Origin of the sequence: Cellulomonas pakistanensis (assembly GCF_016862755.1) — a bacterium.
Lineage (GTDB): Bacteria > Actinomycetota > Actinomycetes > Actinomycetales > Cellulomonadaceae > Cellulomonas > Cellulomonas pakistanensis.
Genome location: NZ_BONO01000010.1, coordinates 87,973 through 111,889, shown reverse-complemented (window position 1 = coordinate 111,889; position 23,917 = coordinate 87,973). Strand labels below are relative to the sequence as shown.

General features: G+C 67.0%; 16 protein-coding genes and 1 pseudogene. 9 read left to right on the top strand and 8 right to left on the bottom strand.

Annotated features, from left to right (window positions below; genetic code table 11):
- Positions 1 to 41: 41 nt before the first annotated feature.
- The gene (locus Cpa01nite_RS08470; protein ID WP_203668321.1) at positions 42 to 1,739 is read right to left on the bottom strand and encodes an AIPR family protein; all 1,698 of its coding nucleotides are present in this window, start codon (positions 1,737 to 1,739) and stop codon (positions 42 to 44) included.
- 263 nt (positions 1,740 to 2,002) lie between these two features.
- Here Cpa01nite_RS08470 and Cpa01nite_RS08465 point away from each other — a divergent pair, with 263 nt between their 5' ends.
- Entirely contained in the window at positions 2,003 to 3,229 is a 1,227-nt protein-coding gene (locus Cpa01nite_RS08465) for an aldose epimerase family protein (protein WP_308439361.1), read from the top strand.
- A 79-nt stretch (positions 3,230 to 3,308) separates the two neighbouring features.
- Here the strand turns inward: Cpa01nite_RS08465 and Cpa01nite_RS08460 are convergent, their stop codons facing one another.
- Together Cpa01nite_RS08460 and Cpa01nite_RS08455 are read right to left on the bottom strand one after the other, a co-directional pair.
- On the bottom strand, positions 3,309 to 4,370 hold the full coding sequence (locus Cpa01nite_RS08460; RefSeq protein ID WP_203668319.1) for a hypothetical protein: 1,062 nt from the start codon (positions 4,368 to 4,370) through the stop codon (positions 3,309 to 3,311).
- Positions 4,360 to 6,027: an HsdM family class I SAM-dependent methyltransferase gene (locus Cpa01nite_RS08455; RefSeq protein ID WP_203668343.1), complete on the bottom strand. Its 1,668-nt coding sequence runs from the start codon at positions 6,025 to 6,027 to the stop codon at positions 4,360 to 4,362. The genes Cpa01nite_RS08460 and Cpa01nite_RS08455 overlap by 11 nt, the downstream gene beginning before the upstream one ends.
- A gap of 587 nt (positions 6,028 to 6,614) precedes the next feature.
- Here Cpa01nite_RS08455 and Cpa01nite_RS08450 point away from each other — a divergent pair.
- Genes Cpa01nite_RS08450 through Cpa01nite_RS08430 form a run of 5 tightly spaced genes read left to right on the top strand, consistent with a single transcriptional unit; the run spans position 6,615 to position 13,774 of the window.
- Positions 6,615 to 9,230 carry a Z1 domain-containing protein gene (locus Cpa01nite_RS08450; RefSeq protein ID WP_203668318.1) on the top strand — a complete coding sequence of 872 codons (2,616 nt, stop codon included), beginning with the start codon at positions 6,615 to 6,617 and terminating at the stop codon, positions 9,228 to 9,230.
- A complete protein-coding gene (locus tag Cpa01nite_RS08445; protein ID WP_203668317.1) occupies positions 9,227 to 10,240 on the top strand; it encodes a PD-(D/E)XK motif protein in 1,014 nt (337 codons plus the stop codon). The genes Cpa01nite_RS08450 and Cpa01nite_RS08445 overlap by 4 nt, the downstream gene beginning before the upstream one ends.
- The gene (locus Cpa01nite_RS08440) at positions 10,237 to 12,117 is read left to right on the top strand and encodes a hypothetical protein (protein WP_203668316.1); all 1,881 of its coding nucleotides are present in this window, start codon (positions 10,237 to 10,239) and stop codon (positions 12,115 to 12,117) included. Before Cpa01nite_RS08445 ends, Cpa01nite_RS08440 begins: the two co-directional genes overlap by 4 nt.
- Positions 12,118 to 12,122: 5 nt before the next feature.
- Positions 12,123 to 13,013: a hypothetical protein gene (locus tag Cpa01nite_RS08435; protein WP_203668315.1), complete on the top strand. Its 891-nt coding sequence runs from the start codon at positions 12,123 to 12,125 to the stop codon at positions 13,011 to 13,013.
- Positions 13,010 to 13,774, top strand: a complete 765-nt coding sequence (locus tag Cpa01nite_RS08430; protein WP_203668314.1) for a DUF6339 family protein — start codon at positions 13,010 to 13,012, stop codon at positions 13,772 to 13,774. Before Cpa01nite_RS08435 ends, Cpa01nite_RS08430 begins: the two co-directional genes overlap by 4 nt.
- On the opposite strand, the gene Cpa01nite_RS08425 is transcribed toward Cpa01nite_RS08430, so the two are convergent.
- Entirely contained in the window at positions 13,719 to 14,153 is a 435-nt protein-coding gene (locus Cpa01nite_RS08425) for a very short patch repair endonuclease (RefSeq protein ID WP_203668313.1), read from the bottom strand. The genes Cpa01nite_RS08430 and Cpa01nite_RS08425 overlap by 56 nt on opposite strands.
- A gap of 160 nt (positions 14,154 to 14,313) precedes the next feature.
- Here Cpa01nite_RS08425 and Cpa01nite_RS08420 point away from each other — a divergent pair, with 160 nt between their 5' ends.
- Both Cpa01nite_RS08420 and Cpa01nite_RS08415 read left to right on the top strand, forming a co-directional pair.
- Positions 14,314 to 15,435 carry a DNA cytosine methyltransferase gene (locus Cpa01nite_RS08420; protein WP_203668312.1) on the top strand — a complete coding sequence of 374 codons (1,122 nt, stop codon included), beginning with the start codon at positions 14,314 to 14,316 and terminating at the stop codon, positions 15,433 to 15,435.
- 60 nt (positions 15,436 to 15,495) lie between these two features.
- Complete coding sequence (locus tag Cpa01nite_RS08415; protein ID WP_203668311.1) at positions 15,496 to 16,590, top strand: DNA cytosine methyltransferase; 1,095 nt, start codon at positions 15,496 to 15,498, stop codon at positions 16,588 to 16,590.
- Positions 16,591 to 16,647: 57 nt separating this feature from the next.
- On the opposite strand, the gene Cpa01nite_RS08410 is transcribed toward Cpa01nite_RS08415, so the two are convergent.
- The 3 genes and pseudogenes from Cpa01nite_RS08410 to Cpa01nite_RS08400 all read right to left on the bottom strand — a co-directional run.
- A complete protein-coding gene (locus tag Cpa01nite_RS08410; protein WP_203668310.1) occupies positions 16,648 to 20,358 on the bottom strand; it encodes an ORC-CDC6 family AAA ATPase in 3,711 nt (1,236 codons plus the stop codon).
- Positions 20,351 to 21,547, bottom strand: coding sequence for a hypothetical protein (locus tag Cpa01nite_RS08405; protein WP_203668309.1), 1,197 nt, complete (start codon positions 21,545 to 21,547; stop codon positions 20,351 to 20,353). Before Cpa01nite_RS08405 ends, Cpa01nite_RS08410 begins: the two co-directional genes overlap by 8 nt.
- A gap of 67 nt (positions 21,548 to 21,614) precedes the next feature.
- Positions 21,615 to 22,292, bottom strand: a pseudogene (locus tag Cpa01nite_RS08400) (substrate-binding domain-containing protein); the annotation flags it as partial.
- A gap of 327 nt (positions 22,293 to 22,619) precedes the next feature.
- Between Cpa01nite_RS08400 and Cpa01nite_RS08395 the strand changes: the two are divergent.
- Complete coding sequence (locus Cpa01nite_RS08395) at positions 22,620 to 22,820, top strand: hypothetical protein (protein WP_203668307.1); 201 nt, start codon at positions 22,620 to 22,622, stop codon at positions 22,818 to 22,820.
- Here Cpa01nite_RS08395 and Cpa01nite_RS08390 read toward each other — a convergent pair.
- Positions 22,817 to 23,788, bottom strand: coding sequence for an IS481 family transposase (locus Cpa01nite_RS08390; protein ID WP_203668306.1), 972 nt, complete (start codon positions 23,786 to 23,788; stop codon positions 22,817 to 22,819). The two genes, Cpa01nite_RS08395 and Cpa01nite_RS08390, sit on opposite strands and share 4 nt — an antisense overlap.
- Positions 23,789 to 23,917 lie beyond the last annotated feature (129 nt).

The following is a 23,917-nucleotide window of genomic DNA, read 5'->3' as shown; positions in this document are numbered from 1 at the left end:
CGCGGCGGTAAAGCCCAGCAAAGGCAAAGGCAGCGGCAAAGTCAGAGCCGGCTAGGCGCAAGGTCAAACAGGTACCCAGGTTCACGACGCTCGACGCGCCTAGAAACGGTTGCTATCTCACGACGGAGTGGCGCGATTCCACTTGCGCTCTTGAAGACGGTCTTCGCGTCGAAGTCGCGCTTCTCTTCCTGCGCCTCCGTAGCAGCGTCAACCACATATCCGTTGATGTTTCCGACAACATCCCGCGCGCGTTCCGAGAGCCATGAGAGGACTTCCTGCTGCTTCGCTGGCAACCACGCGCTGGGATCGGCGAGAAGTTGCGCGCCGCGATCGCTGAGTCTTAGAACGTCGGCGACGAGAGCTGCCACGGTGAACCTGACGGATGCAAATGCTGATTTCAGCTCACCTTCGAGATGTTCCCGCGACACGTTGCAAGCCTCGTTGACAAGCTCAAGCAAGAACAAGACGTGTGCATTGACGTCTGGTGCGAAGATGTTGTGGTAGTCCTGGTCGAACAACCGCACCTTCCTTACCGCAGCCCACGGCTTTTCGCGCAATACCGCGGTGATCAGCTGTGCGGCAAGCGTATTATCAAGGGTTCGAGCAGCCTGCGATGTTTGACCGATCTTGATGACGTACTCGAACTCACCACCAAACTCCTCACGTACCGCGCGATATAGGCCGAGTTGAATCCCATCCGTCGAGCGTTGGTCTCGGATGTTCACAGCGTTCTGGTTGTTCGCACGATAGGTGATCGTATCGCTGATGTAGCTCTGTCGGCTCGGAAGCTCAACTATCTTCACAAGGATCTTCAGCTGTGGAGTCAGGGCACCTCTCCCGCGGTGAAGGGCGAGGAGTGACTGGCACCCGTTGACTACGCTCAGGCCGTTTAGTCGAATATCGGCTTCGCCGATTGTGAGTCCGTTGGTTAGTACGGTTATGCCGTTGTGAGCTGCCGGAAACAGAGCGTGTTCCTTCGGATCGGCGACGGTCGCAGCTAGTTCTTTATTTATACGGGTGTTCCCTGCGGACAGTCGGACATTCCGGGCGAAGAGGGTCAAGTCCTCGATGCCAGGCAGACCGACGAGCTCGTGAGCTCGGACGAGAGCGATCGCCATCTTGGCCTCCCCCTCCAAGTCGACCGCGATCACTGGTGTAGCGGGGCGGATGGACACTGTCTCTTCTCGCAGGTCCGCGCGCCGGACACGCTCCGCGACGGCGACGAGTTTGTCCTGATGCCACACGTCAAGCGTCGGCTCCTGATGTGACACTGCATCGAGAAGACCTTGTGCCGACGCGTCGAGACTTGCGTTGGTCACGAGTACGAGTCGGCGGACTTTATATCCTGAGGCCACTTTCTGAGCGACGTTGTTTCGGGTTAACAAATTGCGGAGCTCGTGGTTCGGCTTGCTGGCGAGCAGGCCTTCGACGGCCTTTTCGTCGACGAAGTAGTTGGCTGCACCGAGTAGATGCCGCAAGTCATTATCACCCTGGGTTTTTGTCGCGCTTTCCATGCGCTTCCCCTGGAATAGGACGATCTCGCTCTGCTCATCGTCAACAATCAGCGCATCGATGCCTTTATCGCCGCGTCCGTCGCAGATGGCATCTGGGACCAGCTCAGGATCCAGGCGCTCAACATGCAGTAGGAACCAGGCGAGCATTGCGGCGCTCGGTGTCCGGTCGCCGGTCAGTTCGGAGTCAAACGCTTCGTCGAGCGTCGTGCGTGAGGTTGTATCCATGCGCTCATGTAACACGTTCTGATGCCGATCCGTCCGAGGTTTGCTGAACGGGTTCGATCGTGACCGAGGCCCGCCCCCCGGCCACTGGAGTCGACGTAAGACGGGCGCGCGTTGACGGTCGGTGTTCCAGCCCATAGCTTCGATCACGACCGCACCGCCCCTCCGGGCCCCCGACCTCGTCCACGTCACGCGCCAGGGTCGCCGCGCCGCGGGACATCGACGTCCTAGGGGCGGCGCCGGCCGACGTGGACAGGGGGAGTCACATGCGCATGCGCCAACTCCGTCGCGGCCTCGTGGGGGTCGTAGCCCCGCTCGCAGTCGCCGCACTGCTCGTCTCGGGCGGACCTGCGGCTCTGGGAGCCGATGACACTACCGACCGCTGGGGTGGTGACAAGGGAGGCGGGCACCACGACAGGGCCACCATCACGTCCGAGCCGTGGGGGACCACCGAGGACGGCGCCGCCGTCGAGCGGTACACCCTCAGCAACCGCGGAATGACCGTCCGGATCCTCACGTACGGCGGCATCATCCAGACGCTCGAGGTGCCGAACGGCCGGAACGACCCGGTGAACGTCGTGCTGGGCTTCAGCGACCTGCAGGGCTACCTCGACAACAACAACCCCGGCCCGTACTTCGGCGCGATCATCGGCCGGTACGGCAATCGCATCGCCAACGGCCAGTTCGAGCTCGACGGCAACACCTACCAGCTGCCGATCAACAACGACCCGAACAGCCTGCACGGCGGCTTCGAGGGCTTCGACACCAAGGTGTGGGACGCGACGCCGAACCAGGGCCACCGCAGCGTCGGGCTGCAGCTGAACTACACCAGCCCCGCCGGCGAAGAGGGCTACCCGGGCACCCTCGACGTGCAGGTCACGTACACGCTGACCCGCGACCAGAAGCTCGAGATCCACTACACCGCGACGACAGACGCGCCGACGGTCGTGAACCTGACGAACCACACGTACTGGAACCTCCAGGGCGAGGGCACGTCCTCGATCCTCGACCACGAGCTCACGCTGCCGGCCAGCCGCTACACGCCGGTCGACTCGACGCTGATCCCGACCGGCGAGCTCGCCGACGTGTCCGGCACGCCGATGGACTTCCGCGAGGCGACGGCGATCGGCGAGCGCATCCGCGAGCCGTTCGAGCAGCTGCTGTTCGGGCAGGGCTACGACCACAACTGGGTGCTCGACCGACCCGACGACGACAGCCTGGAGCTGGCGGCGAAGCTCCGGGACCCGGACTCCGGGCGGACGCTGAAGATGTGGACGACCGAGCCGGGCATCCAGTTCTACTCGGGCAACTTCCTGGACGCGACGCTCGTCGGCACCGGCGGGCACGTGTACCGGCAGTCCGACGGGCTGGCGCTCGAGACGCAGCACTTCCCGGACTCGCCGAACCAGCCGCAGTTCCCGAGCACGACGCTGCGACCGGGGGAGACGTACGACACGACGACGGTGTTCGACCTGTCGCGCGGGCGGCGGTGAGTTGACCCGTGGGCGGCGCGGGCCCTCGTCCCGCGCCGCCCATGCGTACTGCGTGAGTCATCGCCTCGCGGAGCGGTGACTAGGACGCTGCACTCGTCGCTGGGTCGTCTCGCTCGGGGTTCGGCGCACGTCGCAAGTCTCGTGCTTGTTTGTGCAGGTTGACAGGCGTCGCATCCAGGACGTGCTCAACCATCAGAGCGAGGAAACGCGCGGGCGACAGAGCGGCGGGCGTGCGCGAGTGGTCGATCCGCACCTTGGGCAGCCACTTGAGGTCGTTGTCGATCAGAGCGTCAGCAATGACGAGCGGCTCGTCCTCGTCCTCGTCGGCCGGCTCAAGGCCGGCAGACACGGCGCGATCCTCGTCGTCAGCTCCATTGTCGCCAGGGGGGAGAACCTCGTCGCCGTACTCGATCAAGATCACGCACGTAGCGTGATAGGCGTCATCTTCCCGCCCGAGCTTCGCCAAGAGGTCCAGAAGCCAATCCGCGGTGGCGAGCTCTTTGTCGAAAACGTCGTTGCGCAGGCCGAAGACGAATCCGAGTGCGGCCATCGGGTGGCGAAGGCGCAGATTTTTTGCGTCGCCGTAAGATTCCTCGATGCGGTTGGGTGCGTTCTTTCCGTACGACGAATCCATCCGCTTGGTCGAGATCAGGACCTCGGGGCCGGTGTCCCAGTCCGTCAGGATGACGTCGACCTGCTTCAAGTAGTTCTTTCCCAGGATCGACGCATATGAGTGCGTGACTCCCTTGATGTTGCCCTTCTTCTCAAGGCGCGCGAGCAGTTCCGCCTGCATCTTGGCGGGAAGCGCACCCTTCTCCAGCAACTTCGCGACAGGCGCAGGGAGGATCCTCGGATGGGTTGCGCGCGGCCAGACGGCGTTCCTGTCGAAGCCCGCCCGGCGCAGCTCGTAGGCGATCCAGACATCGAGCGCAAGGGCGGGGACGCCGGTCGTGGTGGCGGCGCGGAGGAGGAGCGGGACACCCAAGAGCCTCTCAAGGGTGGCGAAGTCAGGTTCGTATCGGAGGGCGCCGGTCATGTCGATCACCCACGGGTTCGAGTACTCGCTGTCTACAGCCGCCTCGTCGACGATCCTGTCGAACAACACCCACGCGCGCTGCTTGCTCGACGAATCAGCGCCCACTGCTCGCCCTGACCGTGCGGCGACGGGCGAGTTCGGCTCGCGCCTCTCTCACGTGTGACATCTGCTCTCCCGTGACGTGTCCGGCATCGACCAGCAGGACACTATCGACGATGGCGACCGCGTCGAGGAGCTTTCCCGCCTGGAGCTTGCGTGCGACGACGTTGCGGACCGCGCGCAACTCCGGCGCTCGCGCCTCCACGAGGGCGGGTGAGGGCATCGCCCAGACATCAGCTTCCTTGGGCTCAAGTTTGAGGATCCCGCCACCGTACGCTCGGCCGACCATCTCGGCGTTGAGGAGTGTGAGCGAGTTGAGGCTGGCAAGCGGCAAGAGCTCCGAGCCAAGATCGCGATGGGGAGGCGCGAGGTAGACCCCATGAACGGAGTTGAGGTGATGAGCGCCGGCGCGATTGGTCGTGAGACGTGGAGTGTCCGCGTTCATACACGTCAGGAGTAGGTCGGCGGGCTTCACGATCGGAACGCGATACCACGGCTTTCGAACCCGGCACTTGTACGCCTCATCGACAGCCGTCTTCTCTCCAGCTTCGATGTACGCCTGGGCGAAGGGCGACGGCTCGTCGCGGGGGTAGAAGAGGTACGTGGCCTTCCCAGCCTGTCCGAGCCTGGTGAGCTTGCTGCGCGTGAGGTCGAGGCCGCGGAGATGCGAGGAACCCGGTGGAGACAGCCGCAGGAGCTCGCTCCTACGGAGCCCGAGCCGCTTGGCGGCCGCCGGCGAGAGCGTGAAGAAGTGGTTCGCTCCGGTGACGATGCCGAGGGTGGTATCTCCCCAGGTCTCAAGATCGACGAACGCGCCCTCGCTTCGGAGTCGGCGAAGCGGCTCAGTCGCCTGCGGGGCGACGAGAGAGCCCGTCCACTTGTCGGCCGGGTCTATCGGCGCCCACGGCTGGCCGTTACCCAAGCCGGACAGAGCCGCTGCGTTCTTGGCCACACGGATCACGGCATGGTCGGTCGGCCCTGAGCGGTACCCGCTCGCCAGCAGGAGGACGACGTCTGCCTCGGCTTCCGGGAAGACCTGCTCGTCGAACAGCACGAGTTCGACTGACCGAAAGTGCTTGAAGAGGAACTTGCGCACGGGTGCCGCGTAGTTGACTGCCAGCAACTCGGCGGGCAGCACGAGACCGAGGCGTCCGCCCTCTTTCAGGAACGCCGCCGAGTGCACCGTGAACGCTGCCCAGCTCGACGCGAGCCCGGACAGCGCCACCCCCGCGCGAAGTGCCGCCGCGCGCGACCGAGTTCGGGAGTCGCCGGTCCAGTCCTGGTAGCGGACGTACGGGGGGTTACCGATGACGGCGTCGTAGGCCGGAGTCGGTTCGACGAGGAAGAAGTCGGAGACTTTGATCTGTGCTCGACCGCCGGCGTCTCGCACCCGCTCCCGCCCGACACGAGCGGAATAATCGTGGATCTCGACGCCGTCGATCCTCGGCGTGCTCGATGCGTCCGCGGATAGAGCGCGGAGCCGGCGAACCGCGGCCACGAGGAAGGCGGCATCCCCGGCGGACGGCTCCATGACGGCATCGTTTTCGGATCTGATGGCCCACTCGGCGATGAACTGTGTGACGTCGTCCGGGGTGAAGAACGCGCCCCGCGCCTTACGTGCGGCAGGGGTGTCGGACGGGTCTCGGGAAGGAACGGGGGGCACCACGACGCCATCATCGCGCACCCCACCCACACGACGTGCGCCGCGCGGCAGCGGTCACGTCGCCGATTCTTGATCGCTGACTGACGTTGCGTGCGAGCGGCTGAGCACCGCGCACTCCACTAGCCAGCGGCGATCGGCGAGCGCGTCCGCGACCCGTTAGGCCACGAGCGCACCCTCGTGCTCGACCGGCCGATGACTGCAGCCGGCGGCGAGGCTCCGTAACCCGTACTCCGGAAGGACGCTGAGGATGTAAACGATCGCGGAGAGACGTACGACACAACGACGGTGTTCGACCTGTCCGGCGGGCGGCGGTGGCACCGTCGCGTCGTCGGGTGAGTGGCGGTTGGAAGGGGGCGCTGAGTACCGGGACGTCCCTAGAGTTCAGACGTCATCGTCCCCACCCCAGCCGGTCACCCGACCGGCCCAACCTGCGGCCGACACGCTTCACAGGTGAGAGCACCCTGTCGATCCTGACGGGTGACGCCATTAGTGTGCCGACGCGCGATCGGAGCGAGGTCGCGTGACCGTGACGATCTCCGAGACGAGTCCGTGACGACGCGGCCGGTCACCGGACAGGGGAGAGCAGCATGAGTCATGGCGGTGTCGCGGAGGAAGCGGCGTGGAAGGTGTTCCAGACGCTCGCCTCGCAGTCACAGCCGCACGAGGCGATCCAGAACCTGCGTGTGATGGGCATCCCGGAGGACCGCCTCGAGGCCCTGCTCACTCGCCACGACCTCGAGGCGAAGCAGATCGTGCAGCTGCGGGAGCCGCTAGGGCTGTCGCGTGAGGGCCGCGTGCCCTGGTACACCGGACCCCGCCCGGGAGACGTCAACTGGTCGCCTCTCGAGAAGCAGCTCGCCCGGAAGATCGGCGAGGAGGCGGCCGCGAAGATCGACCGGGCGTCGAGCAAGGTCGTCGCCATGCTCGATCACCCCGCGACGCCGGCCTTCTCCTCGAAGGGGCTGGTGGTCGGACACGTGCAGTCGGGGAAGACCTCGAACTTCACCGCCGTGATCTGCAAGGCGGCGGACCGCGGGTACCGGATGTTCATCGTGCTCTCAGGGATCCACAACGCCCTACGCACGCAGACGCAGCTCCGTTTGGTGAACGACATCGTCTCGGCCAACCCCACCGTGTGGCACCAGCTCACGAGCCCCGAGCAGGACTTCGTCCCGCCGCCGTACGCCGCGTCGCTCCTCGCCGGCAACGACCAGGCGCTGCTGCTCGTCGTGAAGAAGAACGCGGTCGTCCTCCGGAAGCTGCGCCGGTGGCTCCGGAGTGCCTCGGAGCACCTCGCGAACGTCCCGACCCTGATCATCGACGACGAGGCCGATCAGGCGACGGTCGCGACCAGGACGATCAACCCGCTGATCGCCGACATCATGGAGAGTCTGCCGAAGGCCTGCTACGTCGGGTACACGGCGACGCCGTTCGCGAATCTCCTGATCGACCCGGCGGACACCAAGGACTTCTACCCGCGCGACTTCATCCTGAGTCTCGAGCGCACGGCCGCGTACCAGGGTCCCGAGACCCTGTTCGGCCGCGACCCCATGGACGGGGAGGACCCGGAGGACGTCCCCGGCGGTCTCGACCTCGTCCGGGACGTCCCGACGGAGGAGCTGCCGGACCTCCGCCCCAAGAACCGGGCCGAGGCGGCGACCTTCGTCCCGGAGGTCACCGGGTCCCTCCGTCGGGCGGTGCTCTGGTTCTGGCTGGCGACGGCGGCGAGGCGGGTGCGAGACGGAGAGGTCCGGCACTCCTCGATGCTGGTCCACGCCCACTCGGACACGCAGGTCCACGACTCCTTCGCCGTGCCGCTGCGAGAGCTGCGGGCAGACACTCTCCGCGCCCTCCGCGCGGGTGGCTCCGACGTGAGGTCCGAGCTGCTCGCCCTGTGGGAGGAGGAGTCCCGGCGCGTCACGGCGGACGACCTGGGCGAGACCCCGATCGCCTTCGCGGAGCTCGAGGCCCACCTGACCTCGGTGGTGACCGACACGACGGTGATCCTGGACCACTACCGCAGCCAGGACCGCCTCAATTACGACAACGGTCCGCAGACGGTGATCGCCGTCGGCGGCAACACCCTGTCGCGTGGGCTCACGCTCGAGGGGCTCGTCGTCAGCTTCTTCGTCCGGTCGGCCGACGTCTACGACACGCTCCTGCAGATGGGGAGGTGGTTCGGCTACCGCCCCGGCTACTCCGACCTGCCGCGGATCTGGATGCCGGCGGAGGTGCGCGAGTGGTTCATGCACCTCGCGACGGTCGAGGCCGAGATGCGCAAGGAGATCGACCGGTACCTGATCGAGCACAAGTCGCCGCTCGACATGGCGGTGCGTATCCGTTCGCACCCCAAGATGAAAGTCACGGCGCCCAGCAAGATGACGAACGCCGTCCGGGCCGCTGCGGCGTACGGCGGACAGCTCGTCGAGTCCCGGTACTTCCCCGTGAAGCCCCGTGAGGACGCCGAGCGGTGGCTCGCCGGGAACGCCGACGCCGTCCGGTCGTTCCTCGAGGAGCTCGGGACCGAGGCGCCCGAGGGCGCCACGGAGTCCGGGAAGCTGCTCTGGAGGGGCGTGCCGTCGAGCACCGTCCTGTCACTGATCCGTGAGTACCGGTTCCACCCGAAGTCGGTCGAGGCGGACCCCGCGCTGATCGAGCAGTACATCCAGGGACGGGTCCGGGCCGGCGGTCTGCGCCGGTGGAACGTCGCGGTGATGGCCAAGCCCGCCGCCGACGCGGACAAGGCGATCGTGCTCCCGGACGGCCGGACCGTCGGCATGGTGCGCCGCTCGCGCCTCGACAACACGAAGGACCTCGACCACGCGGACATCAAGACCCTCAGTGGTTCGCGCGACGAGGCCGTCGACCTGCAGATTCCGACCGGCTGGGACGGCAAGGGCCGGTCCGCATTCTCGCGGCTCCGGCTCGATCAGGCTCCGGAGACGGGTCTCGTCATGCTGTACCCGATCGATCCGGTCTCGGAGCCGACTGCCCAGCACCGCGTGGAGCTGAACGCGCCGGCTGAGGTGGTCTGGGGCGTCGCTCTCGTCTTCCCGCAGCCCTCGGTCGGCGTCGACCTGACCGTCGAGTACGACTTCGTCGCGGCAGACCTGTCCAAGGTGTTCCCGGGCGCCATCGCCGACCCGGACATCGACATCGCCGTGCTCTCCGAGGACCTGGACGCTGTCGAGCTCGGCTCATGACGGGTCGGGGCAGCGTCGAGGCGGAGCTCCGCCGCACCCTGGAGCACTACTGGTCACAGCTCCCCGCCCCGTCCGGACCGAGCATCGCCTCGACCGACCTCGCCATCCCGCTGGGGCCGGGGACGGTCCGTGTCGGCGTCGACTCCGATCGGCACCGACACCTGCTCGTGCCGATCGCCGCCGACGCACCCGAGGTCACGGACCGCAGCGGCAGCGGCGTCCGGCTGACGACACGCGCGTTGACCTCCGGCGAGGGGAGCCTGCGCTATGCGGACCTCGAGTGCGCGCGGCCGGACCTCAGCGGTGTCTTCACGGGCCTCGCGGCGGACGTGTGCCTCGCGCTTCTCTCCGGGCCGGACGACCCGGGGACTGCGGTGTCGACGCACCTCGATGACTGGCGCGCTCTTCTGGGAGCCGGCGTCCGGGTGTGGACGACACCCCGTCTGGGCGGCCTGACCGCTGAGCTCCTCGTGCTCGACCGGCTCCTGGACCTCGACGGGCAGGCGGTGTCCTCGTGGAGCGGGCCGCTGGGGGAAGCCCAGGACTTCCGATCGGCGCGACACGCGATCGAGGTCAAGGCCAGCCTGACCAAGGAAGGGCGGCTGATCCGGATCCACGGCACGGACCAGCTCGAGTCTCCCGTGGGCGGGATGCTCGGCCTGGTGTGGTTCCGACTCCGCACCGCTGATCCGGGAGCCGGCGTCGGTCTGGTCGAGCTGATCGAGCGCTGCCTCGAACGCGGGGGTGCGGCGGCCGTCCTGGACCGGTTGGACCGGCTGGGGCTCCCCGCTCTGTCGGAGCCGGAGATCGCGGCCGCCAGGTTCGAGGTCGTCGAGCAGCGGTGGTACCGGGTCGACGACGACTTTCCGTCGATCCACCCCGGTCGCTTCCGCGAGCAGGCGGTGCCCGCGGGCGTCGGCGCGGTCGAGTACCTCGTGGACCTCGACGTCGTCGCGGCCGAGACCGCGCCCGTCGACGATCTCCTCACAACCTTCCTGGAGCAGCGATGAGCGAGCCCTCGTGGTTCTCCCAGCCGTTCTCACCCGCGGGCGGCATCACCGCGGAGGGACTCCGCAACCAGCTGGGGCGTCCCGAGCTGTCGGTGCTCACCGTCCTGGTGCGCGAGGCGGCGCAGAACTCGTGGGATGCGAAGGAGTCCCGCCGGGTGCGCTTCACGCTCGACCTGCGGGCGGTCGGTCCGTCGCACATGCCCGCGTGGCGCGAACTGCTCAGGGGCGCGCCCCGTGAGTCGGGGGCACTCCAGAGCCTGAACGAGGTGCTCCGTCGTCCGACGATCCGGTACCTGGCCGTCGTCGACCGCGGGACGAGCGGCCTCGGCGGCCCGACGCGGTCGGACCGGTTCGCAGAGCCCGGTCAGCGGGGTTGGCTCTCGTTCGTCCTGAACTCGGGGGAGAAGCAGGACACCGACGGCGGGGGCGGCACCTACGGCTACGGGAAGGGCGCGTTCTTCCTCGCCAGTCGCGTCGGCACCGTGCTCATCCACACCCGGTTCAGGGACGCGGACGGCCGGCTACGCACGCGCCTCATCGGGTCCTCCCTGCTCGCCTCGTACAACGACGAGCAGCGTCCGTTCACGGGCCGCCACTGGTGGGGCGACGCGCAGGAGGACCACTGCGAGCCGCTGATGGACGAGGATGCGACCCGGATGGCCGAGCGGCTCGGCCTGCCCGCGTTCGACGACGGCGCCACCGGGACGACCGTGGTCGTCCTGGACCCCGACCTGCGTGACCCGTCCCACGACGAGGACGTCGCGCCGGATCTCTCGATGCGCGAGGCGGGCGAGTTCCTCGCCGACGCCGCGGCGTGGAACCTGTGGCCCCTGACGCTCGAGGACCGGGCGCCCCGGATGGACGTGACGGTCACGGTGAACGGAGACACCGTAGCCGTGCCCGACGAGTCGACCGACGCGACGCTGGCACACTTCGCCACCGCCTACCGTCGCGCCGCCGGGCACGGTGCCGACACCGAGATCCACTGCAAGAACCCGCGCCGGCTACTGGGTCACTTCGCGGCCGAGACCACTCTCGGCGCGCGCGTGAGGAGCAGAGCCGCCGAGGAGCTGGGTCTGGAGCGCGACACCGCTCCGCACCACGTCGCTCTGATGCGTCGTCCCGATCTGGTGGTCGGGTACTACCAGGGCCAGGCGAAGTCGCACCCGGAGCTCGGGTACGCCGGCGTCTTCAAGGTGGACGACGCCCTGGACACGGTCTTCTCGAGGTCCGAGCCGCCGACCCACGACGCGTGGGTCGACGCCCAGCTCACCGGGTACGAGGCCACGTACGTGCGTGTGGCGCGTCGGAGGCTCTCGGAGCGGTGTGCCGACCTGGCCGGCCCGAAGCACGCTCCGAAGGTCGTCGAGAGCACGCCCGTCGGGGCAGTGTCCCAGCGGCTGGGCTTTCTCCTGGCAGGGGTCGGCACCGGCGCCCCGCTCGAGGGGGACGACGGTGCGGCGTCGCCCCCTACCGCTCCGCCGACACCGGGCGCCGACCGCGCGCGGGGAGACGCGGGCGGTGGCGGCACTGCCGGCGCACCCGGTGGGCGGTCCGGTCGGACCCGTCGGCCGCAGTTGCTCGACCACCCGCGGTTCGAGAACCTCGACGGCACATGGCTGCTGGTCCAGCGGGTCCGGACCGCCGCCCCCGGCCGGGTGCGGGGCCTGATCGGCGTCGTCACCGGTGAGGGCGTGGAGACCTCCGCCCCCGCTTCGGCGGAGCAGCCGCAGGTCGTCGGCTGGCGCCGCGAGGACGGTTCCGTCGTCCATGGCACCGAGGTCGACGTCGCTGCGGAGGAGATCGAGCTCCTCGCGCGACCGGTCGAGGACGCCGCAGTGGAGATCGACGTCGAGTGGGCGGAGAACGTGTCGTGAGGGCGATGCCTTATCCCGTGCCGACCTCGTCGGTCGCGCCCGAGTCGTGGACGCTGAACGGCGCACCGGTCACCACGGTGCTGCCCGGCTGGGACTACGAGTCGCTGCTCCAGTTCGAGCGTCTGGTGCGTGTCGATGTCCTGAAGACGGCCAAGGAGGCTGGCCTCGACGTCGAGGTGCCGCTCGCGCTGCACGTCCGCTACTGGGCCACCGGGTCCTACGTGCGGCACTCCGCGGCTCTCGTGCCGTTGGTTCCCGACGCCACCTCGGGGTGGGCCCAGGCGCTGCTCGTGGCCACCGTCGACGGCCGGCAGCTCGCGGGTGACCTGGTCCTCGAGACCACGCTGGTCCGGATCGACGAGGCGGAAAGCGGTGGGTTCACGGCGCGTCGCGCGGGCAGCGTGCTGTGGAACGACACCGTCAAACTGGCGCTGGAGGGGAGCGGTGGTCTGCTGCCGATCGCTCCCGTCCGTTTCTCCGAGCAGGGTCTGCCGGCGGCCGCGGCGTGGTACGTCAGCCTCGACGGCTCCGACTGGAGAGCTCCGGCGATGGGCAACCTCCTCGTCCTCCTCAACGTCGACAACCGGGCCGTCGCCGACGCACTCGACCCGACCGACTCCGCGGCGGCGGCCCTCTGGGACACCCTGACCGTCGACGTGGTCTGTGATCTGGTCGGGCGAGCGCTCGACGACGAGGAGTACGTGCCGTCGCGGGCCGATGCGGACGAGCTGTCGACCGGCGACCTGGTCACGAACCTCATCCGTTCCTTCCTGAGCCGCCCGGGGGAGGGTGTCGACGAGGCCGTCGCCCGGCTGCGCGATGAGCGGCGCAACGACCCGTCCCTGGTCCGTGCGCAGGCGCAGAGTTCCCTCCGGTTCCCGAGGACGTCATCGTGAGCACCCTGTATCCGCGACTGTTGCCCGCCGAGACCGAGACGCTGTTCGCACGTCTGTCCGACGTCGCGGCCGGAGCCGCGGACCCGTCCGCAGCCATCACCACCGCCCGAGCGGTCTATGCCGCGTCCGGCGGGATGCGCGTACACCGCGACCAGCTCATCGGCCTGCGCGAGGAGGTGCGCCGAGCCGCGGTCGACCACGGCTACCCCGCACGTCCGGGCGTCGAGGCCCGCAACGGATTCGACCGCCGCGTCGCCCGGATCCTGCACGCGAGCATGGGTCTGACCGCCGGAGAGGCGTCCCAGCGCCAGGTGTGGGCGTACCTCGCCCTCGTGCTCCTCCCGGACGTGTGCGCGTGGCGTTTCCCGGCGAACGACGCCGGAAAGTTCGTGGCGGACCGGTTCAAGGGGACCGACCTCACCCGACACACGCTTGCGCGACTGTGGTGGCGTGCTCAGGTCCTGCGCGACGAGACGCGGGTCGACGACCCGTACTGGATGCTCGAGGCCCTGGGAGAGGCCGACCTGGACCAGGTGATGGCGCGCCGGCGATCCGTGGCGGCGACGCCGTCGCTCGTCCGGATGGTCGTGCGCGTGACGGCCGAGTCGACGGACGCCACCGGCAGGGATGTCCTGCGGGACCTGCTGAAGCGGCTGCTCCGGCTCACCGCGTTCCTCGACCTCGATTGGCTCGACGAGGCGGAACTCAGGTCGCTGGTTCTCCGGGAGCGGGCCGTGTCGATGGCGAACCTGACGAGCTGAGTCCCGCGCGACGCCGCCGCCAGGCGTCCTCGACGAGTCCGGCGGCGGCGCGCATGTCGGCGTGTTCCCAGAAGCGCAGCACCTCCCACCCCTGCGCGGTCAGGCGGGCGTCGGTGTCCCGGTCGCGGGCGACGTTCGTCGCCAGCTTCTCGCGCCACCACGCGGCGTTGGAGGCGGGCTGGGTGGCGTGGTCGGGGCACGCGTGCCAGAAGCACCCGTCGACGAACACGGCGAGGCGCGCCGCGGTGAACACGACGTCCGCTCGCCGTCGGGGCATACCGGGTAGCGCCCGATCCACGCGGTATCGGAGTCCGAGCCGGTGCAGCTCGCGTCGGAGGGCGAGCTCGGGTGCGGTGTCGCGACGGCCCTGACGGGCCATGCGGGCGGAGACCGCGGGTGAGCTGGGGGCCGCGACGTGGCGGGGTGGTGTCGGTAGTCCCTCCGGGTGTGCCGCGGTCACGCGCACTGACCTCCCCGTTCGCCCGCTCGAGCCGGCGAGTCGGTCGGCCGTGTCGGTGGTGCAAACGTATCCTTCGTCCATGACTGTCGTGCAGGATCGCGACGATTCGGTCCTGCCTGGGGACCGTACGCGCGAGTTGACCGTGCTGGACCTCTTCGCAGGCGCCGGGGGCATCACCACCGGGCTCCACGAGGTCGGTGGCTTCACCACGATCGCGGCGGTCGAGATGGACCCGGCCGCGGCGGCCACCTATGCGGTGAACCACCCGGAGACCCGCGTCCACGTCAAGGCCATCCAGGACTGGGTCCAGGATGAGGGCGTCCCCGAGGTCGACGTAATTGTCGGCGGTCCCCCCTGCCAGGGCTTCTCGACCCTCGGCAAGCAGGACATCGAGGACGACCGCAACGCACTGTGGCTGGAGTACGCGCGGACGATCGTCAAGGCGCGGCCGAAGTACTTCGTCGTCGAGAACGTCGCCGCGTTCATGAAGTCGCCCCAGTACGCGCAGTTCGTCGCCGCGTGTGCCCCGGGCGGCATGCTCGAGGGCTACCGCTTCCAGGCGCAGGTGCTCAATGCGGCCGACTACGGCGCGTTCCAGTCCCGCAAGCGTGCGGTCCTGATCGGGCACCGTGCTGAGCTGGACTTCCCGGGGTGGCCCGAGCCGACGCACGTCGGGAACCACCGCACGGTCGCCCAGGCGTTCGCCGACGTCGAGGGCGAGCCGCAGTCGAACGATCTGCCGGCACGAACCACGCTGACCGCGGTCGGCGCGGCGATGCCCGGTCCGTTCGCGTCGACGGAGTTGCACATCGGACGCGACTACCGACCGATCTCGCTCAAGCGGTTCGCGGCGATCCCGCCGGGTGGTAACCGGTTCAACCTCCCGGACGATCTGAAGGCCAGGTGCTGGATCGGACACACCTCGGGGTCGGGCGACGTCATGGGCAGGCTCCACTGGGACCGGCCCGCAGTGACCATCCGCACCGAGTTCTTCAAGCCCGAGAAGGGGCGGTACCTCCACCCCGTCCGCCCTCGCGCGATCACGCACTTCGAAGCTGCGATCCTGCAAGGGTTCCCGAAGGACTACCGCTGGGTCGGGTCCAAGACCGCGATCGCCCGGCAGATCGGCAACGCCGTGCCGATCCCGCTCGCGGCAGCGATCGGGCGCCGGCTCCTGCAGGCTGGCGGGCTCGGAACCTGATCGACGGGACGGCACGTCGCGGCGCCCCGGAACGGAGCCCGTCGCGTCTACGATCGCCGGGTGCATAACACGCCCCCGACCCCGGCGGATGACAGGTCGTCGGGCGACAAGATCGGGGTCCTCGACCTGTTCGCCGGGGCAGGAGGGCTGAGCCTGGGCTTCCAACAGGGCAGCAACCGCTACGCGACGGTACGCGCGGTCGAGATGGACGTGGCCGCGGCTGCCACGTACGCGCAGAACTTCGGCCCCGTCGTCTACGCGGGGGACATCCGGCGGTGGCTCCAGGACGAGCCCACCCCCTGCGCGGAGGTGGTGCTGGGCGGCCCGCCCTGCCAGGGGTTCTCGACACTCGGAAAGCAGGACCCCGAAGACCTCCGCAACACCCTGTGGCGCCCGTACGCCGAGGTCGTCCGTCGCGCGATGCCCCGCGCCTTCGTCATGGAGAACGTTCCGGCCTTCCTGAAGTCGGGCGAGTACTCGGCGTTCCTGGAGGCGTTCGCGGGCGGTGAGCTCGCCGACTACGACATCCGCGCCGAAATCTTGAACGCGGCTGACTTCGGCGCTCCGCAGGTTCGCAAGAGGGTGATCGTTATCGGCGTGCGGCGGGACATCGACCACCCTGGTCACCCGACGGCGACCGCGGGTGAGCGCACAACAGTCCGCGAGGCCCTCCAGGGCATTCGGCCGTTCACCGGCGATTTGTCCCTCCCGCCGCGCCGGACCCCGTTCGGGCGCGCGTGGCTGCCAGGTCCGTTCAAGGGCCCGGACCTGCACATCACGCGTGACTGGAGCCCGCTCTACCAGCAGCGGTTCCGGGCGGTGCCCTACGGGGGGAGCCGGCTCGACCTGCCCGACGAGCTCAGCATGGACTGCTGGCGGAACAACCCGCGCAGCGCGAGCGACGTAATGGGCCGGCTCGAGTGGGAACGGCCGTCGGTCACCATCCGCACCGAGTTCTTCAAACCCGAGAAGGGTCGCTTCCTGCACCCGACGCAGCACCGGGCCATCACCCACTGGGAGGCGGCTCGGCTGCAGGGGTTCCCGGACGACTACCGGTGGGTGGGGGACCGCGCGCAGATCGCGCGGCAGATTGGGAATGCGGTGCCGATCAGACTCGGCGAGGCATTGGGTTCGCACCTCGCAAAAGCGCTCTGACGCCGAGGGCTCGGTCGGCTCCCACTGGACAGATCGCAGAGCATATCAAAGCAACTCTCACCCGCTTTCTCTCGCGCGCGGTGACGTGATAAGCAGCATCGACGTGTTTCCTGCGCCGGTCGTGAAGCGAGCGGGGTCGAACTCATCCGGGCGCACGTACCACGCTTGTGAAAACTTGAGCGCGGTGCTGGCGGCGGCGAGAGCAACAGTATGAAGTTTCGATCCCGTGAGCCCCACCTCGAAGTTGAAATTGGCGCGCTTGTAGAACTCTTCGTAGGTTGCTCGCGCAACTGCAAGTACATCCGTGGCGCTACTCGAACCGACCTGGCGAAACCGCGACGAGTGAAAATCCTTGGCCGCGACGCGCGCAGCTAGCCGGGCCAAATCTTTACGAGGGGACGAACCTTCAGGGATCAGGATCTCAACGTGGTCGTAATCCCGCTCCTCCAACAGAGAGAACAGGCGCTCATGCTTAGCGGAACTTGAAGCGAGGAGCACCCTACGCCGGCCGTCGTCGACGTCTGCGCTATGCATGGAGACAAAATGATAGGGCCGCTTCTCGCCTGTGAGGATATCTCCGCAGGCCTCTAGCCGCGCGTAATCGTCGTCGGGAGCGAGGGAGAGGCGAGCCCCCACGTCTTCGTTGAGCGGGTAGTACTCCTCCGCTTCGGTGTGAACCACGACCACTGCGCCATCGCGGCTGAGGAGCGAGCGGACGGCATGATAGATATGAGGCTTAGTCATGCCGGTCGTGTCGATCGCGGAAAGTGATGGCAGCGAACTCGGAGCAAAGTCGATAGGGCTATCCGCGTCTACGTAAGACACTTCCGCCCCGCTGCGATCCAGGGCGTTCTCAAAATCGATTCCTCCTGGGCCTGACGGATACGTTATAGCCACGACGCGGTTGGGCGTGAGGGCGCTGAGCGCACGCTGCGTGGAAATCAAGGCGCGATCCTCGAACCCGAGGGCCGTCACCAGAGTGTTGACGTGAAGGTCGGCAAGTTTGGTGTTGTCGACGTTTATGATGTCCGGATAGGGGACCGTCTCCAACGGCGCGCTATTCGCCGTAATCGCAGCCGGAGGAGATTCGACGCCTCGCGTGGTTGCGACGCTCTCGAATAAAGTCTGCGGTGCAGCAGCGGCGCGCGTTGCTGTCGGGCTCGAACTCTTGATCTCGTCGAGCCTTGGCGCTGGCCCAGGCGCGGACACGAACGTTGCAGTCCCTGAGCGGCCCGCTGCCAAGTTCTTCTTCAGAATTTCCCGCGAGTTTTCCGGCGATTCGAGAAAATCGATCAGATTCTGGCCCGACAGCTCGAACCGGTCGCGCTGAGTCAGGCCGATCGCGTTGGAAAGCCCGAGTAGCTTTCGGAATGTGAGCGTATATTGCGCGATGGGGTCCGAGTCTCGCGTCTTGGTTCGCGGAGCGTCGGGACCGCCCGTTAAAACAAACACGCCCGCGTCCATGAGCTCCCGCAGTTGTAGTAATTGACCGTCGATGTCGCCCGACGTTACCCTGACGTAGATGCTCGCATAGTCTCGTATCCGAGATCCATCGTTCCGGCGCGCCGATTGAACGAGGAGATCGTGTGAAGCCTTCGCGAAACCGTCCGCGATGAGTTTTAGCCTCCCCTTCCTGCGGCTCAACTGGTAGAGGCGTCGCGAGCAGAACTCCTGAAATGCGCCAGATTGATGAGCAGGAGCGATCGGGATCGCGGTTGATCCTCCAGCACGAGCGAGGATCAACTCATAGATAGAGATCACGTCGCCGATGTCACCGACGCAGACGGCGGCCAGCGCGCTCATCCCAAAATATACGTCTTTGCGAGCGGAGGATGTCTCCGTACTGCTCGCGATCTGCCTCGAAATCTCGATGAGCGGCCGGTCGCCGAGCAGTTCGCGTGGCGACCGCTCGGGATGAGTCGCTGTCAAGTCCGCCCGCTGTTGGAGCACATTTGCCACGAAGTCTCGTCCCGCGCGGCCGTTATTGTCGCGCAACTTCGAGTAAATCGCCGACGCCAGATCGAAAGTCTCATAGTCACGACCGATCCTCGCTGTCTCAACGAGACCAGGGGACTTCAAGACGAGTTCAAGCGTCTGCGCTTCCGTCGTCACCTTGAAGGCGCAGGTCTCGCTCGGGAACATCAAGCTTGACAGGAGGGCTTGAATCGATTCCTCATTGAGATGCCGCGTCGAGACGTCGTCGAGCAGGAACAAGACGCGCGCGCCGCTCCAAACGTCGGTGCACTCGGTGATCGCCGTAGCAAGTGCTGGCATGGCGATCGCGGGATGAGATTCGAGCCGATGCACGGCGGCTCCGCTCTCCAAAGATCGGAGCATTTTGAGGATCTTGCGTTCCAGCACGTGAATATCATCGCCCGCTTTGATATCCGATCCTGTGACGTGCAGCGAGATCACCGACGCGATGGGCAATGGCGCGGCGGGACTAACGGACGACCGACCCGCAATATCAGTCAAATGACGGAGCGCCTGCAGAGCTTCCCGCGCATAGCAGAGAAAAAGGCGCGTGTGCGGCTCGTGCAGGGGGCCGTCCGGTTTACCAAGACCGTCGAGTAGGCGATTGCACGACACGTAGAGGCCGACGTATCCATCCTGGCGCAGACGGATGGCGGCGTCAGTGCTCATTTCGGTCGAACTTGAGTCTGATGCTCCCACACTCGCCCGCGCATGGAATTGAAGCGCGCGCAAGAGCATCGTCTTGCCGCAGCCTCGCATGCCCGTGATGACCATTGGACCAGGAGACTCGATGCGGCGCTGCCACTCTCCGTCCGGATCCACCAATAGTCGAGGAACAAACCACGGGCGCATTGTCTGCGCGTTGAATGAATCGCCAAAGCGACTCAGGCCGGCAGGCGGCGTCATCCAAGGAGACGATGCTGTGATGAAAGCCGAATGAATGTTGGTGATCAAGTCCGTGTAGTTCGGCGCTCTTTGAGCTAGGTTATCGGGTCGCAGCAGGTCCGCGATCTCGTTCAGTGCTAGAGCAAGTCGGAATTCCAGGTCTGGCGCGGAAGCGGGATCCGGCGTTGCTTGGAGCGCCAGGCGCATCAGGTGGGTGGTTACCTGGTGGTTGTCGGCCACCTGCGTGCTCTCGTCGCTCCGGCTTGCGTCCAGAACAGAACCGAGATCAACCGCGACGGCCTTTGTGTACGAGTCGATCGCGTCTCCGCCGCGTTGTGCTTCGGAGGGCAACGTCTGTACAAGAATGTTGCCCGCATGTAGGTCGTTGTGGTAGACCTGCTTGTTTTCGAGTTCTTGTAGCAGCCGCAGGAGGTCGACAGCGATCTGTGCGATCGCAGTGGCGGCGAGATCCGGTTGCTCCAATTTGGCTCGCAGAGATTCGCCTTGCACGTAGTCCAGTACAGCGATGTGGCAAGGCATAGACTCGCTGTCACCGCTAAAGGTGACATCGAAATCGAAAGCGTCCCTAATATTTACTAGGTGCTGTGTTCCTTCGGCGATGCTTGCGTGAAGCACGCTCTCCTTGCGGAAGTCTTTGCCGCGAAGCGCATATATGGCCTTCGGGATTACCTTCAGGCACACCATTTGGCCCAGGGGGCCGCGCGCAGCAAACGTGGCGCTGTAGTATCCTCGGTCGATCGCCGAAACGACCTCATAGTCGCGAATGCTCTCGACGGGCAAGTGTGTGAGTGGATGCCGCATCTCCCGTCCGCAGTCTTCGCAGCGATCGTCGAGGGAGAGGTCGAAGTATCCGAGTTTCGGATGCCAAAAGCACGTCAGATTAGTCATTCGCCATGATCCCTAGAATCGTATTCGATCGACGCGATGCTTCTGCCGACATTTCGTACAACTGGGCAGCGTTGATCAGGCTCGCTTCGAGACCGCGAAGCCTAAGTACGGGCTCGCCCTCCTGGACACGGCGCCAAGGAGGCTGCAACAGTCGGACTCCCGCTGGGTCCGGGTACCTGCCGGGAAAAGGGTTGGTGCCTGTGCTGTTGCCCGCTTTCGACAGCGCTGACCGTATCGCCGCGAGGTCATAGCGGACGAAGCCGCTGCCAGCGGCGCGAACCACGAAGGATGGTTGGCTCTTCACCGCTGCAACTCGATTGCGAAAGGCGCCGATCGAGGCCCCTTGCGCCTCGAGGTGCGCAGCCAAGAGGGCGAAGTACGAGGTGGCGGGGTGAGCGGGGGTGGCGGGGCGCGCTGAGGTGCCGACACGAGCGGCAACAATATCAACGATGCGTCGGCACATTTGTGCATGTTCGTGCAGCCATGGGTCGCCTTGATTCGCGCTTATCACGTCGTCGAGCGCGGAAAGGGCCTCGCCTCGGCCGATATTTGGCTGATAGGGTGTTGCGGCATCGGTCATTATCACGATCGCCTGCAGGCCCAGCAGCTTCGCCACTGCACAGTAGGTCTCGGCGCTGTGTTTGGCCTCGCCTACCGTGGCGCCGAAGTTCCCATGTGGAGCTACTCGTGCCTCGAGTGCTGCGATTCCGACCCCCGCGGCAAGTTTCTTAGACAGAAGGCTGGCTGCGGCCAACGCGGGTACCGCCTGAGTGCCCTCCTTCTGGCGGAGTGCAAATAGCGCGGCGTCTGCGGGCGCCCAATGGCTGCCGGCGGCGAAATGGGCATATCCGGATTTGGCGATGGCCCGATCGACTTCAGGCGGGGTGAGTTTAGTTCGATAGCCTCGGATTGTTCCGAGAACGTCGATGCCTCCAGCGGGTCGTCCAGGAACGCCCAACTTTGCCACCGTGAATCCCAGAGCGCGCAGCCCAAGCGGGCACAAGAGTGTCGTCAAAGAACTCGGTCCGCCGGTGGATGCGACGTCGGCGCAAGAGTGATCGATCGGCCGGTTGGATCCGGACTCAGCCAAGTGAATGGCCAGTTCGGCGATCGCGGAGGTGTCGGATGGGTGGCTTGTCACGTGCCTGTAGAGGCGTTCGACTGCTAGCGGAAGTTCTCTCTGCTGCATCGATGCAGACTCCATCCCACACGGGTGCGAAGTTCGCGGGGCCAGGCGCTGGACACTGCGCTACAGGCTAGACGCCGTGGGGTGGTGGAGGTGGGCGAAATCGTGCTCCATCCGCCGGCTTCTCGCCGCGCGCAGAGGCTCGATGGTTGGTCCATGGGGCTGGCAGGTGGTTCAGCAGCAAACTCCCGGTGCGCACCGGCAGGGCAGCTCGCCCGTCTGTGGCTGCCCGCGCTGGTGGTGCCCGCCGCACACGTGAAGGTCTGGCTACGGCTCGAGCGGCGTGTGCTGGTGGTCCTCCAGTCCCGACCTGTGCTCGGGTCTGAACTTTCCCACCGACCGCCGGTGCCTCCCGCATCAGCCCGACCAGGTGCGCCACCACCCGCGTCGCCAGCTCCTCCACGCGCAGCCGCACCGAGGTCGGCCCGATCAGGTCCAACCCCGGCAGCACCCCGTCGCACCCGGTCACCGACACGTCCCTGGGCACCGACAGCCCCAGCCCCCGCGCCGCCCGCAGCACCTCCAGCGCCCGCGGGTCCGTCGGGCACAGGACCGCCCACACCTCGCCGGCCTCGACCAGCCCGAGCGCCTCGGCGATCCCGTCCGAGTTCCGGTGCACCGATACGGCCGACACCGATGCCCCGCCGGCCAGCGCGAGCCGCGCCGACGCCGTGGACCGCACGGACTCCCGCAGCGACACCTGCCGCGACGGCGTCGGCACCGCCACGCTGCGGTCCTCCGCCCGAGCACGTGCGAGACGACGAGCGCCGCGTGGTGCTCCTCGTCAGGTGACGGAGTTGCCATGTGCGCGGAGTTCGCGGCGACGGCCTGCTCCTACTCACTTGGTGGCTCAACGTTGGTCACTCCGAACCTGGTTCAGGAGCGGTGTCTTCTGCAGCGACATGTCGCGGGGCCCCATAGCGATCGCCGCCTCGGTCGCGAGCCTCGCCTCGAGCTGCTCCGGCTACGTCCTCGCGTACGGGTCTTGCCGCCGCGGCTGGGGCCGCGCCGGGATGCGGGGGCGCTACGCCAGTACCCGGGCCTTAGTGAGCCATCGTCTGTAGGCTCCGAGGCCATGACCAACCTTCCGAACCTGCCGCACGGCTCGAGCATCCCCGACGGCACCATCGCGCTCACCGACAGCAACGGAAACTTCGTGATGATCCGGCGCTGCGATGTGTGCTTCGCTGCGGTCATCGAGGCGCATGACGCTGACTACCAGGAGCACATCGAGTGGCATGAGCGGACGGATACCAACATCCCGCCCACCGCCTAGCTGTACTGACCCGTTGCGTTGTTGACGCGGTCGATGGGTGTGAGTCCGCCGATGCCGAGGTGGGGTCGTTCCAGGTTGTAGTGCTGGAGCCAGGCGGGCAAGGCTGCGGCGCGGTCGGCGTTGGATGACCAGATGCGGGAGTAGGCCCACTCGGTGGCCAGGGTGCGGTTCAGCCGTTCGACCTTGCCGTTGGTCCAGGGGCAGTGCGGGCGGATGAACTTCTGCACGATCCCCAGGTCGGCTGCGGTGGCGTGGAAGACGCGGGAGTTGCGGTAGGCGAACGCGTTGTCGCTGATGACCCGCTCGATTCGGATGCCATGCCCGGCATAGAACGCCGCGGCGCGCGCCAAGAACCCCGCGGCGGTCGTGCCCTTCTCGTCGGTGTGGATCTCGGCGTAGGCCAGGCGGGAGTGGTCGTCGATCGCGGTGTGGACGTAGTCGTAGCCGATCCCGCGGCCGCGGACCTGCTCGGAGCGTCCGTGCGCGCGCCAGCCACCGCCGTCGGGGATCCGCCCGAGCTTCTTGACGTCGATGTGGACCAGCGACCCCGGGTGGGGGTGCTCGTAACGGTTCGCCGAGCGGCGGGTCGCGCGGATGACGTGGCCGGTGAGCGGGTCGCAGTCCGCCAGGCGCGGGACCCGGTGGCGGTGCAGGACACGACCGACGGTCGAGGCCGGCAACCCGACCAGCCGCCCGATCGAGACCGGCCCGCGACGGGTGAGCATCCGGGCGATCCGCACCCGGGTCTCGACACACGCCGCGGTCCGCCGCGGGTGGCTGTGAGCCACGCTCGACCGGTCGACCAGGCCCGCCGGCCCCTCGGCCTGGAACCGGCGCCACCACCGCCACGCGGTCGTGCGGGAGACCCCCATCTCCGCGGCGACATGCGCGACCGGACGGCCCGCAGCGATCCGCTGAACCATGGTCAACCTGCCGGCAGGGGTCAGCCGGGCGTTAGCGTGGGACACGAGAGACCTCCGTTGGTCAGAGTCGGTTCCTAGACAGCTCCAACTCGACCCGGAGGTCTCTCTTCACGTCAACAACGGTCTTGGTGAGTACACCTAGCGCGCGTCTCGGGGAGGTACCAGGCGATCGGG